Origin of the sequence: Pseudomonas saponiphila (assembly GCF_900105185.1) — a bacterium.
GTDB lineage: Bacteria > Pseudomonadota > Gammaproteobacteria > Pseudomonadales > Pseudomonadaceae > Aquipseudomonas > Aquipseudomonas saponiphila.
Map to the genome: position 1 here is coordinate 720151 of NZ_FNTJ01000002.1, position 14302 is coordinate 734452.

Annotated in this window: 13 protein-coding genes; 5 read left to right on the forward strand and 8 right to left on the reverse strand. The window is 63.9% G+C overall.

Annotation, left to right across the window (positions count from 1 at the left end; all coding sequences use genetic code 11):
• Positions 1 to 8: 8 nt before the first annotated feature.
• Positions 9 to 488 carry a protein-export chaperone SecB gene (secB, locus tag BLV47_RS25235; RefSeq protein ID WP_092318769.1) on the forward strand — a complete coding sequence of 160 codons (480 nt, stop codon included), beginning with the start codon at positions 9 to 11 and terminating at the stop codon, positions 486 to 488.
• A gap of 70 nt (positions 489 to 558) precedes the next feature.
• Here secB and BLV47_RS25240 read toward each other — a convergent pair whose 3' ends face one another.
• A complete protein-coding gene (locus tag BLV47_RS25240) occupies positions 559 to 1014 on the reverse strand; it encodes a tRNA (cytidine(34)-2'-O)-methyltransferase (RefSeq protein WP_092318771.1) in 456 nt (151 codons plus the stop codon).
• On the opposite strand from BLV47_RS25240, the gene BLV47_RS25245 reads away from it, so the two are divergent.
• A complete protein-coding gene (locus BLV47_RS25245; RefSeq protein WP_092318773.1) occupies positions 1013 to 1453 on the forward strand; it encodes a hypothetical protein in 441 nt (146 codons plus the stop codon). The genes BLV47_RS25240 and BLV47_RS25245 overlap by 2 nt on opposite strands.
• A 691-nt stretch (positions 1454 to 2144) precedes the next feature.
• Here the strand turns inward: BLV47_RS25245 and ntrC are convergent.
• Entirely contained in the window at positions 2145 to 3581 is a 1437-nt protein-coding gene (gene ntrC / locus BLV47_RS25250; protein ID WP_092318775.1) for a nitrogen regulation protein NR(I), read from the reverse strand.
• On the reverse strand, positions 3578 to 4663 hold the full coding sequence (gene glnL, locus BLV47_RS25255; RefSeq protein WP_060837111.1) for a nitrogen regulation protein NR(II): 1086 nt from the start codon (positions 4661 to 4663) through the stop codon (positions 3578 to 3580). Before glnL ends, ntrC begins: the two co-directional genes overlap by 4 nt.
• A gap of 363 nt (positions 4664 to 5026) precedes the next feature.
• Here glnL and BLV47_RS25260 point away from each other — a divergent pair, with 363 nt between their 5' ends.
• Entirely contained in the window at positions 5027 to 6121 is a 1095-nt protein-coding gene (locus tag BLV47_RS25260) for a bifunctional transcriptional activator/DNA repair enzyme AdaA (protein WP_092318777.1), read from the forward strand.
• On the opposite strand, the gene BLV47_RS25265 is transcribed toward BLV47_RS25260, so the two are convergent.
• Positions 6104 to 7525, reverse strand: coding sequence for an MFS transporter (locus BLV47_RS25265; RefSeq protein ID WP_092318778.1), 1422 nt, complete (start codon positions 7523 to 7525; stop codon positions 6104 to 6106). The genes BLV47_RS25260 and BLV47_RS25265 overlap by 18 nt on opposite strands.
• Positions 7526 to 7641: 116 nt before the next feature.
• Positions 7642 to 8580, reverse strand: a complete 939-nt coding sequence (locus tag BLV47_RS25270) for a LysR family transcriptional regulator (protein ID WP_092318780.1) — start codon at positions 8578 to 8580, stop codon at positions 7642 to 7644.
• Positions 8581 to 8691: 111 nt separating this feature from the next.
• On the opposite strand from BLV47_RS25270, the gene BLV47_RS25275 reads away from it, so the two are divergent.
• Positions 8692 to 10413: an acyl-CoA dehydrogenase family protein gene (locus tag BLV47_RS25275; RefSeq protein WP_092318782.1), complete on the forward strand. Its 1722-nt coding sequence runs from the start codon at positions 8692 to 8694 to the stop codon at positions 10411 to 10413.
• 34 nt (positions 10414 to 10447) lie between these two features.
• Positions 10448 to 11635: a CaiB/BaiF CoA transferase family protein gene (locus BLV47_RS25280; RefSeq protein ID WP_092318784.1), complete on the forward strand. Its 1188-nt coding sequence runs from the start codon at positions 10448 to 10450 to the stop codon at positions 11633 to 11635.
• Positions 11636 to 11644: 9 nt separating this feature from the next.
• On the opposite strand, the gene BLV47_RS25285 is transcribed toward BLV47_RS25280, so the two are convergent.
• The 3 genes from BLV47_RS25285 to glnA form a co-directional block, all read right to left on the reverse strand.
• On the reverse strand, positions 11645 to 11995 hold the full coding sequence (locus BLV47_RS25285) for a hypothetical protein (RefSeq protein WP_244168954.1): 351 nt from the start codon (positions 11993 to 11995) through the stop codon (positions 11645 to 11647).
• Between the two features lie 75 nt (positions 11996 to 12070).
• Entirely contained in the window at positions 12071 to 12625 is a 555-nt protein-coding gene (locus tag BLV47_RS25290; protein ID WP_092318786.1) for a chorismate mutase, read from the reverse strand.
• Positions 12626 to 12762: 137 nt separating this feature from the next.
• Positions 12763 to 14169 carry a glutamate--ammonia ligase gene (glnA, locus tag BLV47_RS25295; RefSeq protein ID WP_016965623.1) on the reverse strand — a complete coding sequence of 469 codons (1407 nt, stop codon included), beginning with the start codon at positions 14167 to 14169 and terminating at the stop codon, positions 12763 to 12765.
• Between the last annotated feature and the right edge of the window lie 133 nt (positions 14170 to 14302).

Here is a 14302-nt window from a genome sequence, read left to right on the forward strand (position 1 = left end):
GATCTGAGATGACTGACCAACAGAACACTGCTGCCGAAGACGAAAGCGCACCGCAATTCTCCCTGCAGCGCATCTACGTGCGTGACCTGTCCTTCGAAGCGCCGAAAAGCCCGGCCATCTTCCGCCAGCAGTGGGAGCCAAGCGTCGCCCTGGACCTCAACACCCGTCAGAAAGCCCTGGAAGCCGACTTCCACGAAGTGGTGCTGACCCTGTCCGTGACCGTGAAGAACGGTGACGAAGTGGCCTTCATCGCTGAAGTGCAACAGGCCGGTATCTTCCTGATCAAGAACCTGGACGAGGCTTCCATGAGCCACACCTTGGGTGCCTTCTGCCCGAACATCCTGTTCCCTTACGCCCGTGAGGCGCTGGACAGCCTGGTGACCCGTGGTTCGTTCCCGGCCCTGATGCTGGCCCCGGTGAACTTCGACGCGCTGTACGCCCAGGAACTGCAACGCCTGCAGTCCGCTGGCGAAAACACCGTTCAATAAGAACGTCGTCCGAGCATGAAAAAAGCGCCTGTAATGGCGCTTTTTTCATGCTCGGGTGAAAACCCGGGCCTTACTTGAACCCCAGTTGCCGCCAGCCTTCATAGACCGCCACGGCCACGGTGTTGGACAGGTTCAGGCTGCGGCAGCCTTCGCGCATGGGCAGGCGCAGGCGTTGCTCGCCGGGCAGGGCGTCCAGCACGTCCGCCGGCAGGCCGCGGCTCTCGGGGCCGAACAGGAAGGCGTCACCCTCCTTGAAGCTGGCGTCATGGAAGGGCCGCGAGCCCTTGGTGGTGAAGGCGAACAGGCGCGGCTGGCCAAGGCTTTTCAGGCAACTTGCGAGGTCGGCGTGGCGTTGCAGGGTGGCGTATTCGTGATAGTCGAGGCCGGCGCGGCGCAGGCGCTTGTCGTCCATTTCGAAACCCAGCGGCTCGATCAAATGCAGGTGGCAGCCGCTGTTGGCGCACAGCCTGATAACGTTGCCGGTATTCGGCGGAATTTCTGGTTGAAAGAGGATGACGTGAAACATGCACGGCTCCGAAGAGAAAGACAGGCTGCATTCTACGCCTGAAGAAGACCCGCGACCGAAGCTAATGCCGAAGGTATTCGGCTCCCTGGCGATTGTCGGAATGATGGTGGGGCTGATGATCGGTCGACTGACCCAGCCCGACCCGGTCGAGTTGCAACAGGTCGAGGTGGCCGCCGATGGCCTGGTGGTCTGGTTCAACCAGGAACCCAAGGTTCACGGCGAACATATCGATGGCACCATCGCCTTGCTGTTCGATGCACAAGGACGGGCGCAGAACGGTCAGTTGCAGGTCAATCAGAAGACGGTGAACTGGCGGGTACGGCTGGCGGACCAGGGCTTGCTGCTGAACCTGGTGGCTGCCCGGCCGCTGCGGGGCGAGTGGAGCGCCAGCCAGGTGGACGGGCGCTGGCGCCTGGCGATCCACCTGCGGGAGGAATAAAAGAGGGAAACCCCGGCCTGCCTGTACCAAGGCCCCCAAAAACGGGAGGGGCTGATCGCCCGTTTGGGGCGATGAGTCCCGGTGTAAAGAAGGGGATTCCCGGCCTGCCTGTACCAGGGTCCCCGAAAGGGTTGTGGGCACGTCGCTCGGAGCGTGATGAGCCCGGTGTTAAAGAGGGAAGCCCCAGCCTGCCTGTACCGAGGTTCCCGAAAACGTGGCCCGTCGCTATGAGCGTGATGGGCCGGTTGTTAAAGAGGGAATCCCCGGCCTGCCTGTACCGAGGTTCCCGAAAGCGTGGCCCGTCGCTATGAGCGTGATGGGCCGGGTGTTAAAGAGGGGAATCCCCGGCCTGCCTGTACCAAGGTCCCCGAAACTGGGTAGTGACTGGGTTAATGCAGGGCGCGTGCCAGCTTTGGCGCAATCCGCGCGTGTTGCGGTGAAAAAAGTCGAAAGCCCCGTAATCCGGGGCTTTTGCGTTTTCGACCTGGGGCTTTTCAGAGGCGAGGCCCGGGTTGTGCCCGGGCCCGATGGCGCTGCACCGCGCCTTGGGGCAGTGCATGCAGCCCATCCTGGTGCACGCACGTCATCGTCGTAGGAGCCGGCTTGCCGGCGAAAGCGCCGCTCGGCGCTCTGCAAGGCTCAAGGGCCTTTTCGCTGGCAAGCCAGCTCCTGCATGCTGCGGGTTGGGGCTTCAGCCCTCTTCGCTTTCGTCCTCGTCGCCACCGTCGACCTTCATCCCCAGTTCTTTGATCTTGCGGGTCAGGGTGTTGCGGCCCCAGCCCAGCAGCACGGCGGCGTCGCGGCGGCGGCCGGCGGTGTGCTTGAGGGCGGTTTCGATCATGATCCGCTCGAAACTCGGCACCGCGCTGTCTAAAAGGTTCGACTGGCCGCGGGCCAGGGCCTGATCAGCCCACTGGCGCAGAGCCTGTTCCCAGTTGGTCACCGGCGCCGAATCCTGGGGCAGGCTCAGTAGTTCCGGCGGCAGGTCGCTGATATGCACTTCGCGCCCCGAAGCCATCACCGTGATCCAGCGGCAGGTGTTCTCCAGCTGGCGCACGTTGCCCGGCCACGGCAGGTTCTTCAGGTACTCCTCGGTTTCGTTCTTCAGCAGCTTGGGTTCCACCGCCAGTTCCTGGGCGGCGCGGCTGAGGAAGTGCTTGGCCAGGGTCGGGATGTCTTCGCGACGGTCCGACAGGCGCGGAATATGGATGCGGATCACGTTGAGGCGGTGGAACAGGTCCTCACGGAACTTGCCGGCATGCACCAGGGTTTCCAGGTTCTGGTGGGTCGCAGCGATGATCCGCACATCGACCTTGACCGGGGTATGGCCGCCGACCCGGTAGAACTCGCCATCGGCCAGGACCCGCAGCAGGCGAGTCTGGGTGTCAGCCGGCATGTCGCCGATCTCGTCGAGGAACAGGGTGCCGCCGTCGGCCTGTTCGAAGCGTCCGCGGCGCAGGTTGGCGGCGCCGGTGAAGGCGCCTTTTTCATGGCCGAACAGCTCGGATTCCATCAAGTCCTTGGGGATAGCGGCCATGTTCAGGGCGATGAACGGCGATGCCGCCCGTGGGCTGTGGCGATGCAGCGCGTGGGCCACCAGTTCTTTACCGGTGCCCGACTCGCCGTTGATCAGCACGGTGATGTTGGAGTGGCTCAGGCGTCCGATGGCGCGGAACACCTCCTGCATGGCCGGCGCTTCGCCGATGATTTCCGGGGTACGGGCCAGGGTCGGCGCCACTTCCAGGCCCTGCTGCTCCTGGGCATGCTGGTTGGCGCGCTTGACCAGCGACACCGCCTCATCCACATCGAACGGCTTGGGCAGGTACTCGAAGGCGCCGCCCTGGTAGGAGGCGACAGCGCTATCCAGGTCCGAGTGCGCGGTCATGATGATCACCGGCAGGCGCGGGTGCAGCTCGCGAATCCGCGCCAGCAGGTCCAGGCCGCTGGCACCGGGCATGCGGATGTCGGAGATGATCACGTCCGGCTGCTGGCGCGCCAGGCGGCTCATTACGCCGTCAGCGCTGTCGAAGCTCTGGGTGGTCATGCCTTCCTGCTGCAGGGCCTTTTCCAGGACCCAACGGATAGAACGGTCGTCATCGACGATCCACACGGTTTCACTACGGCTCATGTCGATGGGGCTCCTTGTTCCAGAGGCAGAAAGATCGAGAAGGTGGTGTGGCCGGGATGGCTGTCACATTCGATCAGGCCCTGGTGCTGGCTGATGATGTTCTGGGTAATGGCCAGGCCCAGCCCGGTACCGTCCGGGCGGCCGCTGACCATGGGAAAGAAGAGGGTGTCCTGCAGCTCGGCGGGAATGCCCGGGCCGTTGTCGATGATCTCGATCTTGGTCACCAGGCGATGGCGCACATGACCGATGGTGAACTGGCGCATGGTGCGGCTGCGCAAGGTGATGCGCCCCAGGCGCATCTCGTTCTGGCTGCTGATGGCCTGCATGGCGTTGCGCACGATGTTGAGCACCGCCTGGATCATCTGCTCGCGGTCGATCAGGACGTCGGGAATGCTCGGGTCGTAATCGCGCACCAGGGTGATGCAGCCCTGGCTTTCGGCTTCCACCAGGCTGCTGACCCGCTCCAGCACCTCGTGGATGTTGGTCAGGGCCAGCGATGGCAGCTTGTTCGAGCCGAGCATGCGGTCCACCAGGTTCCGCAGGCGGTCGGCCTCTTCGATGATGACGTTGGTGTAGTCCTTGAGGCTTTCCTCGGGCAGCTCGCGAGCCAGCAATTGGGCGGCGCCGCGAATCCCGCCCAGGGGGTTCTTGATTTCGTGGGCCAGGCCGCGCACCAGCATCTTGCTGGTTTCCTGCTTGGACAGCTGGGCCTCTTCCTTGGTGATGCGCAGCAGCCGGTCCCGGGGGTGGACTTCCAGCAGCAGCAAGGTGTCGCCGTTGCTGAGGATCGGCGTCACCGCATAGTCGACGGTCAGGGTCTGGCCGGTCAGGGCGGTGAGCATGGCTTCGCGCTTGGTAAACGGATGCGCCTGTTCCACCGCCTGGCGCAGGGAGCTCAGGGCCTCGGCGGATTCGGTGAACAGCTCGCTGATGAATTGCCCATGGCTGCGCTGGCCGCTGATGGCCAGGAGCATCTCCGCCGCCGGGTTCATGTACTCAAGGCGCAGGTCGGCGTTGAGCAGAATGGTGGCGGTGGTCAGGTTGTCCAGAAGCAGGCGGTGCAGTGGGTCGCTGATGGTCATTCGGACCTCTTTTGGAGCAGGGCGAGCCGGAGCTGGTCCGGGATCGCGCGCGGGGTTAAAGCGCTGATGTGGAGAAAATGCAAAAACCAAACCAAGGCTCCGAAAAGAAGCGTTCGCGGCCTGAAACAGGCGTTTGAAGCCCGATTGCGTGGCGCTTTGCCAGCTTCGCCGGGTATTTTCGAACCAAAATGGGCTGGGAGTGGTCTGTGGGTGCACGGTATTGCACCAATATAGTGCATGATTCTGCGGGGCGCTTGGCGGCTGCACGGATCGATGAGAATCAACGCCCGTTTTTCAGCGGCAGCGCACAGAGCGCGGGTTTAGAGTGCTCGAACCCGACGCTTCAAGGTTCAGGATGCGGCCATGGAAAACGCCACTCTGCTGTTTCAGCTCCCCGACGACGACACCCTGTATCAGGCCCTTCTGGACCGCGACCCGGCCTATGAGGGCTTTGCCTACGTCGGGGTCAAGAGCACGGGGGTGTTCTGCCGCCTGACCTGTGCCGCGCGCAAGCCCAAGCGCGAGAACACGGTGTTCTTCAGCTCGATCAAGGGTTGTGTCGAAGCGGGATTCCGTGCCTGTCTGCGTTGTCGGCCGCTGGAGCGGGCCGGGGTGCAGGAACCCTGGGTACAGACCCTGCTGGAGCAACTGCACAGCGATCCCGAACGCCGCTGGTACGAAGATGATCTGACCCGGCTGGGGCTGGACCCGTCCACCGTGCGTCGCGCCTTCAAGCGCTACTTCGGAGTGACTTTCCTGGAAATGGCCCGCCTGCGGCGCATGGGCCAGGGCATGCAGCAGCTGGCTGGCGGAGAGTCGGTGATCGACGCGCAGATCAGTGCCGGCTTCGATTCCGACAGCGGCTTCCGGCGGGCCTTCCGTCGTCTGGCGGGCCAGCCACCATCGAGCCTGCGGGGGCGCGAGCTGCTCAAGGCCGATTGGCTGCAAACCCCGATCGGCGTGATGCTGGCGGTGGCCGATGCCCAGGTCCTGCATCTGCTGGAGTTCTTCGATCGCCCGGCGCTGGCCACTGAGCTGCAGGCTCTGCAAAAACGCAGTGGTTCGAGCATAGGTTTCGGGCGCTTTGCTCCGATCGATCTGATCGAGGCCGAGTTGCGGCGCTACTTTGCCGGGGAGGCGCTGAGCTTCACCACGCCGTTGGCCATGAACGCCTCGGCTTTTACTCGCACGGTCTGGTGGGCGTTGCGTGATATTCCCCCGGGGAGCACCTGCAGCTACGCCGAGGTGGCGAGCCGGATCGGCTCGCCCTCAGCGGTGCGTGCGGTGGCCCGGGCCAACGGCGCCAATCAGATCGCCATCGTCATTGCCTGTCACCGAGTGATCGGCAGTGACGGCGCCCTCACCGGCTATGGCGGCGGCCTGTGGCGCAAGCGCTGGCTGCTGGAGCATGAGCGGCGCTTGCGCCCTCTGTCGGGCGAGTCAGCGAGCGGGCTGTAACGGGCTTGCGGGAGTGGCAGCAGGTGGAAGGTTATCCACAGGCAACTGGGCCAAACGCTGGTTGTCCGCTTCTCGCGCCAGTTCGTCGGCATCCGCCTGTTCCGCCGTGGACAGCTCGGCGGCGTTGTGACCGATGCGCTTGAGCAGGGCCAGCATGCACAGCAGCGAAACCAGGGCGTAGCAGGCCGAGGCGATGGCCACGCCGATGATGCTGCCGGTGCCGTTGAGGATGCTTTGCGCCAGCACCGGAGTGGCGCCGCCGACCAGCAGCGAGCACAGCTGGTAGGAGATCGACAGCCCGCTGTAGCGCACCCGGGTCGGAAAGGCCCGGGCCAGGATGCCGCCCACCGCGCCGTAGAACATCGAATGCGGCACCGTGGCCAGGCACATGCCGAGCACGGCGATCCAGTAGTTGCCGGTCTCCACGGCGAAGAACATCGCCGGCATCAGCAACTGTTCCGGTACCACCATCAGCACCATGGCCTTGCGCATGTCCATGCGCGAAACCAGCACCGCTCCCAGGGGTTGGGTGATGAACTGCACCACCAGGGCGATGACGATCACGCTGAGGAAGCTGCTCTGGGTGTAGCCCAGCTCCTTGGTGGCCCAGGACAGGGCAAAGGTGCTCTTGAAATAGGTGACGTGGATGATCGGCAGCACTCCGGCGCCCAGCAGCACCAAGCGCCAGTGGTCGCGCAGCACGTCGAGAATCGGCAGCTTGACGGTCTTCTTCTGCGCCATCAGGCGCTGCATGTCATCGGATTCTTCGAGCTTGAGGCGGATGACCATGCCGACGATCACCAGCAGCGCCGAGAGCAGGAACGGAATGCGCCAGCCCCAGAGCAGGAAGTCCGGTGTCGGCAGGGCGCTGATGCCAAAGAACACCAGGGTCGCCAGCAGGTTGCCGGCGGGCGAGCCTTGCTGGGCAAAGGCGGCGTACAGGATGCCCTTGCCCTTGGGCGCGCTTTCGCTGGCGATCAGGACCGCCCCGCCCCATTCGCCACCCACCGCGATGCCCTGGATGATGCGCAGGGCCACCAGGGCGATCGGTGCCCAGACACCTATCTGCAGGTAGCCGGGCAGCAGGCCGATGCAGGTGGTGGCCACGCCCATCATGATCAGGGTGATCACCAGGGTGGTCTTGCGGCCGATCTTGTCGCCCATGTGGCCGAAGATGATGCCGCCGATGGGGCGGGCGACAAAGCCCGCCCACAGGGTCAGGAAGGACAGCAGGGTGGCCGTGCCCGGGGGCAGGTCGGCGGGAAAGAAGATTTTGCCGAACACCAGGGCGGCGGCGATTCCATAGGCGTAGAAGTCATACCATTCGATGGTGGTGCCGATGAACGAGGCTATGCCCGCCTTGCGGGCTTTCTTGTGGGCGGCAGCTTCCAGGGTGGCGCTCATGTGCAACTCCTGCTTGTTATTGTTATGGGCGCCCAGGCGGGGCGCGTGGGCGTCATGCAAGGCCCGACCGCTGGGAGCCTATACAGGCAGGAATCGAAAAATATAATGATTAAATCTTATGGTTTGATACGTGATTTCGTATCGCCGGGGCCTGCCCAGGAGCCCGTGCCAGCGGCTTGCAGCAAGGATCTGAACAGGGCCAGGAAACTGTCTGCGGCAGCCGAGGGTTGGTCCGCCAGATGGATGGCCAGGATCTCCGAAGGCGCTCCCCGACCTTCAATCTCGCAGTAACTCACCCCCGGTTGGCCGAGCAGGGCCAGGGTCTGGGGCACCAGCGCCACGCCCATCTCATGGGCCACCATCGTCACCACGGTTTGCCAGAGCCTTGTTTCGTGGCGGATCCGCGGGCTGAACCCGGCGGCCACGCAGCGGGCGATGATCAGGTCGTGGTAGTGGGGCGATGCCTCCCGTGGAAACAGGATGAAATCATCATTGGCCAGTTGCTTGAGGTCGACCCGCGTCTGCCCGGCCAGGGGGTGGTTCTGCGGCAGGCAGCAAAGGAAGGGTTCGGCCAGCAGTGTCGCGCTGCGGATGCCGGCGGCGAAGGTGCCACCGTGAACGAAGCCGATGTCGATCTGTCCGCGCTGCAGGGCCTGGGCCTGACTGGCGCTGTTCATTTCCATCAGCACGATCTCGGTGTCCGGGTGATCGCGCTCGAAGGCCTTGACCGCCTGGGGCAGGCCGCGGTGCAGGATCGAGTTGACGAAGCCCACGCTCAGGCGTCCGCTGAAGCCTTCCGCCGAGCGCTGGGTCAGGCGCCGCGCCTGGTCGGCCCGCAGCAGCAGGTAGCGCGCTTCGCCCAGCAGCACCTGGCCGGCATTGGTCAGGCTCACGGACTTGTTGTTGCGGTTGAGCAACTGGATGTCCAGTTGCCCCTCCAGCTTCTTGATGTCGAAACTCAGCGCCGGCTGTGAAATGCACAGGCGCTCCGCGGCACGCCCGAAATGCAGCTCCTCGGCCACGGCGACGAAGTAGCGCAGCTGTTTGAGGTCCACGATGATTTCGCCTTCTTCGATATGGTTTTATTATCGTAGTTGATGGATTTTGTATTAGATACTTATCGATGGCGACTCTAGTCTCGGCCTACAAAAACCAGGAGACGCGCCATGACCGCCAAGCCTTGCCCCCTCGAAGACCGCCTGAACATTCCCGACAGCCGTGGCATCAACCTGTTTGCCTGCGACGCCGGCCTGGCCGCGTTGCTTCAGGTGTATCTGCCGCCAGCGGTCTATCAGCAATGGCTGCCGACCCTGCAGCAGCTGGGCGCCCGGGCCGGTGGCGAGCTGGACGTGCTGGCCTTGAGCGCCGACAAGCACCCGCCGGTGTTGCAGCCCCGCACCCGCCGTGGCGAGAACCTGCAAAGCATTGCCAAGCACCCGGACTATGTCGCACTGGAACGGGTGGCCTACGCCGAGCTGGGCCTGGCCTCGATGAGCCACCGCCCTGACGGCCCGCTGCCGCTGGTCAAGTACGCCCTGACCTACCTGTTCGTCCAGGCCGAGTTCGGCCTGTGCTGCCCGGTGAGCATGACCGACTCCCTGGCCCGCACCCTGCGCAAGTTTGGTGCCCCCGAGCTGGTGCAGCGCTACCTGCCGCAGTTGCAGTCCCAGGATTTCGACGAGCTATTCCAGGGGGCGATGTTCATGACCGAGCAGGCCGCCGGTTCCGATGTCTCGCGCACCGAAACCCGTGCCCGGCTGGAAGACGGTCAATGGCGGTTGTATGGCGAAAAATGGTTCTGCTCCAACCCGGATGCCGACCTGGCCATGGTCCTGGCGCGGCCGGACCATGCGCCCTCGGGCATGGCCGGGGTGACCCTGTTCCTGCTGCCGAAGGTGCTGCCCGATGGTTCGCGCAACGCCTATCGAATCCAGCGCTTGAAGGACAAGCTCGGCAGCCGCTCCATGGCCAGCGGCGAGATCACCCTGGAAGGTGCCACGGCCTACCTGATCGGTGACGTCGGCCGCGGCTTTCAACAGATGGCCGACATGATCAACATGTCGCGCCTGTCCAATGGCGTGCGTGCAGCGGGGCTGATGCGCCGGGCCCTGAGTGAGGCGTTGTACATCGCCCGCCAGCGTCGGGCCTTCGGCAAGCATCTGATCGACATGCCGCTGATGCAGCGCCAGTTGCTGAAGATGATGCTGCCCACCGAGCAGGCGCGCTCGATGTTCATGCAGATCGCCACCTTGCTGCCCCGGGCCGATGGCGGCGACGAGACGGCGCGCCAGTGCGTGCGGATTCTCACGCCGCTGATCAAGTTCCGTGCCTGCCGTGATGCCCGGCGGGTGACCGGCGATGCCATGGAGGTGCGGGGCGGGGTTGGGTACATCGAGGAATGGAGCGATGCCCGGCTGGTGCGTGATGCCCACCTGGGATCGATCTGGGAAGGCACCAGCAACATCGTTGCCCTGGACATCGCCCGGGCGGTGACCCGCGAGCAGGCGCTGGAGCCGCTACAGGGCTACCTGGCCGGACTGCTGGCCGAAGCCGACCTGCCGCCAGCCAGCCGCCAGCTGTTCGACTCGGCCCTGCGGCGTGCGGTCACCTGTTTCCACAGGGTGGCGCTGCAGCGCCTGGATGAGCAGGTGCGGCAGGCCGGCAGCGTCCTCTATCACCTGACCAGCGCGATCTTCATGGCCTGGGAAGCGGCGCGCCAGGCCGGAGATTTTCGACGCCTGGCCCTGGCCCATCTGGTGTTGACGCACAAGGTGCTGCCGCGGGACCCCTTGAGCCTGGAGCCGGCCATCGATGCTCAACTGCTGGCGCGGCTGGCCAATGAAAGCCCGCTGTCGCAAGCCGAGGCGATGCAACTGCTACCGGCCTGAAGGGTCGCCCACTGCCACTTTCCGGAGTACCCACATGAAGCACGCCCAAGGGGCCCTGTCGGGTCTGAAAATCATCGATCTCAGCCGTGTGCTGGGTGGTCCTTACTGTTCCCAGGCCCTGGCCGATCATGGCGCCGAGGTGATCAAGCTGGAGCCGTTGAGCGGCGACGAAACCCGTGGCTGGGGGCCGCCGTTCGAAGGTGACGACGCCTCGTACTTTCGCGGTATCAACCGCAACAAGCAGGGGATTGCGGTCGACCTGTCGCGCCCCGAGGGCCTGGAACTGCTGATGCAGTTGCTCGAAGGCGCCGACGTGCTGATCGAGAACTTCAAGCCGGGCACCCTGCAGCGGTGGGGCATAGGTTACGAGGAGGTGCTGAGCCAGCGGTTTCCGGGGTTGATCCACTGCGGGATTTCCGGTTTTGGCGCCGATGGCCCGTTGGGTGGCCTGCCCGGTTACGACGCGGTGATTCAGGCCATGGCCGGCTTGATGAGTGTCAACGGCGAAGGTGAGGGCGGGCCGCTGCGCATCGGCCTGCCGATCGTCGATATGGTCACCGGGCTGAATGCCCTGGCGGGGATTCTCCTGGCCCTCAACGAGCGCCAGCGCAGCGGCCTCGGGCAGTCCCTGGACATCTGCTTGTATGACTGCGGCGTGTCCTTGCTGCACCCCCACCTGCCGAACTACTTCGCCTCTGGCAAGACCCCGAAGCGCACGGGCAATGCCCACCCCAACATCGCCCCCTACGACAGCTATCGCACTGCCGGCGAACCGATCTTCCTCGCGGTGGGCAATGATCGGCAGTTCGCCAGGCTGTGCCAGGAGCTGGGGGCCGACGAGTTGCTGCAAGACCCGCGGTTTGCCAACAACGGCCAGCGTTCGGTTAATCGCGAGGCCTTGAAGCAGCGGCTGGAACATTACCTGGCGGCACACGACGGCGCCTCGCTGGCGCCACGGCTGATCGATCTGGGCGTGCCCTGCGGTTCGATCGCCACGGTGGATCAGGTGGTGGCTCATCCTCATACCCGACATCGCGGCCTGCTGGTGGAACTCGATGATTACCGCGGCATAGGTTCACCGGTGAAGCTCTCGCGAACGCCGGCCAGTTATCGCACTGCGCCACCCAGGTTGGGCCAGGACACTCGCGCGGTGCTGCAGGGATTGGGGCTGGATGAGCCGACGATTGCCAAACTGCTGGCCAGTGGCGTGGTGCGCGGCTGAGGCCCCTGATCAGCGACGGTGGGCGCGCAGCAGGGTGAAGGTGATGCTCGGGCTCTGTTGCAGCACCCGCGTGCCCTCAAGGATCTGCACCGCCAGGCGATGTTGGCCACGGTCGATGTTCACCAGCGCCAGCTCGTGGCCCCGGCTGGTGGCGCCATAGGCCTGATCGTCCAGCAGCAGGCGCAGACGATGCTGGGGTTGCAGGGCCGGGGCCAATAGCACCCGTACATTGAAGCTGCCGTTGTTGGCCCGCAGCGCGCCGTGCTCGGGCACGCCGAGCACCTGCAATTGCGCATAAGGCTCTGCGCAGGCGGGCAGGGCTGTTATCCACAGCAGGCAAAAGGCAGCAATGCGCATCATGCTGAGTCCGCTCGTTGAAGGGCTGCGGTTGAAAGGCTCCAGCATAGGGCGCGACCGGGCATGGCGCGGGCGTGGTTAACCTTTGAACACACATAACTCGGCGGTGGCGCGGACCATCGCCAGCTGCCGCAACGGCTCGTTGCTGGCGGCCTGATTGGCCCGGGCCAGCCATTGCGGGCATTGCGGGTCGGTCTGGTACGGGGCGAAGTCGGCCAGTTGTTGCAGCAGGCGCTTTTGTAACTGATCGAGTCGTGGGCGGATCTGTCCGGCCAGATCCTGGCGCGGGGTGTCCGGTGCCTGGCCTTGCAGGTGCCAGCTGGACAGCCTGGCGTACTGCAGCAGTTTGTTGGCCTCAATCTGGGCGGCGAAGAATTGCCCGACCGTTTCTTCACTCAGGTGATAGGTGGCGGCCTGGGCCGTGGCACCGGCAATCACCTGCTGTTCCCGAGGGCGGTCTTCCACGGCCTTGTGGCTGTCCCATTTGCTCAGGGCCACCTGATCGGCAATCGTCAGGCGCTCGCTGATGCTTTGCAGCAGAGGGGCAAGGGTGGGCGGGGCATCGTTGGCGCAGGCTGCGCCGGTGAACAGGCTGCAAGTCAGGGCGAAGCACAGAGTGAGGCGCGAAGTCATGGGCGGGCTCGGCTGTCGAGGGGAAAGACGGCGCCCATGATGCACGCAACTAACTCGGACGGGGTAAAGGCGCGGGCATAAAAAAGGCCTCCCGAAGGAGGCCTCTTGTTCACGCGGCTTGCGCCGACGCTAGCGGATCAGCAGCTGTAGTACAGCTCGTACTCCAGTGGGTGCACGAAGGTACGGACCTTGATCTCTTCTTCGCTTTTCAGGGCGATGTAGGCGTCGATGAAGTCGTCGCTGAAAACGCCGCCTTTGGTCAGGAACGCACGACCTTTGTCCAGCTCTTCCAGGGCTTCCTTCAGGCTGCCGCAAACCTGTGGGATCTCTTTGGCCTCTTCAGGCGGCAGGTCATACAGGTTTTTGTCAGCAGCGTCGCCAGGGTGGATCTTGTTCTGGATACCGTCCAGGCCGGCCATCAGCAGGGCGGCGAAGGCCAGGTACGGGTTGGCAGCCGGGTCCGGGAAACGCGCTTCGATACGGCGGGCTTTAGGGCTCGACACGTAAGGAATGCGGATCGAAGCGGAACGGTTGCGCGCCGAGTAGGCCAGCATCACCGGAGCTTCGAAGCCTGGAACCAGACGCTTGTAGGAGTTGGTGGCCGGGTTGGTGAAGCCGTTCAGGGCCTTACCGTGCTTGATGATGCCGCCGATGAAGTACAGGGCGGTATCGGACAGGCCGGCATAGCCTTCGCCTGCGAAGGTGTTCTTGCCGTCTTTCCAGATCGACATGTGGACGTGCATGCCCGAACCGTTGTCGCCGTACAGTGGCTTGGGCATGAAGGTGGCGGTACGACCGTAGGCGTCGGCCACGTTGTGCACCACGTATTTCAGGGTTTGGGTTTCGTCGGCCTTCTTCACCAGGGTGTTGAACTTGACGCCGATTTCGTTCTGGCCGGCAGTCGCCACTTCGTGGTGGTGAACTTCAACGGTCAGGCCCATTTCTTCCAGTGCGTTGCACATGGAGGTACGGATTTCGTGGTCGTGGTCGAACGGTGGAACCGGGAAGTAGCCGCCCTTGACGCCTGGACGGTGGCCCTTGTTGCCGCCTTCGATGTCCTGGTCGGACATCCACGAACCTTGCTCGGAGTAGATCTTGAACATCGAGCCGGAGATGTCGGACTTGAATTTCACCTGGTCGAAGATGAAGAACTCAGGCTCTGGACCGGCGAATACGGTGTCGCCGATACCGGTGGCCTTCAGGTGCTCTTCAGCGCGCTTGGCGATGGCACGTGGGTCGCGATCGTAACCTTGCATGCTCGAAGGTTCGATGATGTCGCACACCAGGATCAGGGTCGGCTCTTCGGTGAACGGATCCAGCACGGCGGTTTCGTCGTCCGGCATCAGGATCATGTCGGAGGCTTCGATGCCTTTCCAGCCAGCGATGGAGGAACCGTCGAACATCTTGCCGGATTCGAAGAAGTCTTCATCCAGCGCATCACGGGCCGGCATGGTCACGTGATGTTGAGTGCCCTTGGTGTCAGTGAAGCGCAGATCAATCCATTTGACGTCATGATCTTTGATGAGTTGAACCGACTTCGACATAGTGTCCTCCGGGTGGCTTCGGGCTTGGTGTTGGAGTGCCCTTAGAATGTGGGTGATGCCGGCGCGAATACTCTGCCATGGCAACCTGCCTCACAAGGGAGCAAATTGCATGCCAGTGCCCTGCGATGGGTTT

Coding starts and splice junctions, on each gene's coding strand:
- BLV47_RS25290 (WP_092318786.1), bottom strand. CDS start 12,625: ATGACTTCGCGCCTCACTCTGTGCTTCGCCCTGACTTGCAGCCTGTTC.
- BLV47_RS25265 (WP_092318778.1), bottom strand. CDS start 7,525: ATGAGCGCCACCCTGGAAGCTGCCGCCCACAAGAAAGCCCGCAAGGCG.
- BLV47_RS25240 (WP_092318771.1), bottom strand. CDS start 1,014: ATGTTTCACGTCATCCTCTTTCAACCAGAAATTCCGCCGAATACCGGC.
- BLV47_RS25245 (WP_092318773.1), top strand. CDS start 1,013: ATGCACGGCTCCGAAGAGAAAGACAGGCTGCATTCTACGCCTGAAGAA.
- BLV47_RS25285 (WP_244168954.1), bottom strand. CDS start 11,995: ATGATGCGCATTGCTGCCTTTTGCCTGCTGTGGATAACAGCCCTGCCC.
- secB (WP_092318769.1), top strand. CDS start 9: ATGACTGACCAACAGAACACTGCTGCCGAAGACGAAAGCGCACCGCAA.
- ntrC (WP_092318775.1), bottom strand. CDS start 3,581: ATGAGCCGTAGTGAAACCGTGTGGATCGTCGATGACGACCGTTCTATC.
- BLV47_RS25275 (WP_092318782.1), top strand. CDS start 8,692: ATGACCGCCAAGCCTTGCCCCCTCGAAGACCGCCTGAACATTCCCGAC.
- glnL (WP_060837111.1), bottom strand. CDS start 4,663: ATGACCATCAGCGACCCACTGCACCGCCTGCTTCTGGACAACCTGACC.
- BLV47_RS25260 (WP_092318777.1), top strand. CDS start 5,027: ATGGAAAACGCCACTCTGCTGTTTCAGCTCCCCGACGACGACACCCTG.
- glnA (WP_016965623.1), bottom strand. CDS start 14,169: ATGTCGAAGTCGGTTCAACTCATCAAAGATCATGACGTCAAATGGATT.
- BLV47_RS25280 (WP_092318784.1), top strand. CDS start 10,448: ATGAAGCACGCCCAAGGGGCCCTGTCGGGTCTGAAAATCATCGATCTC.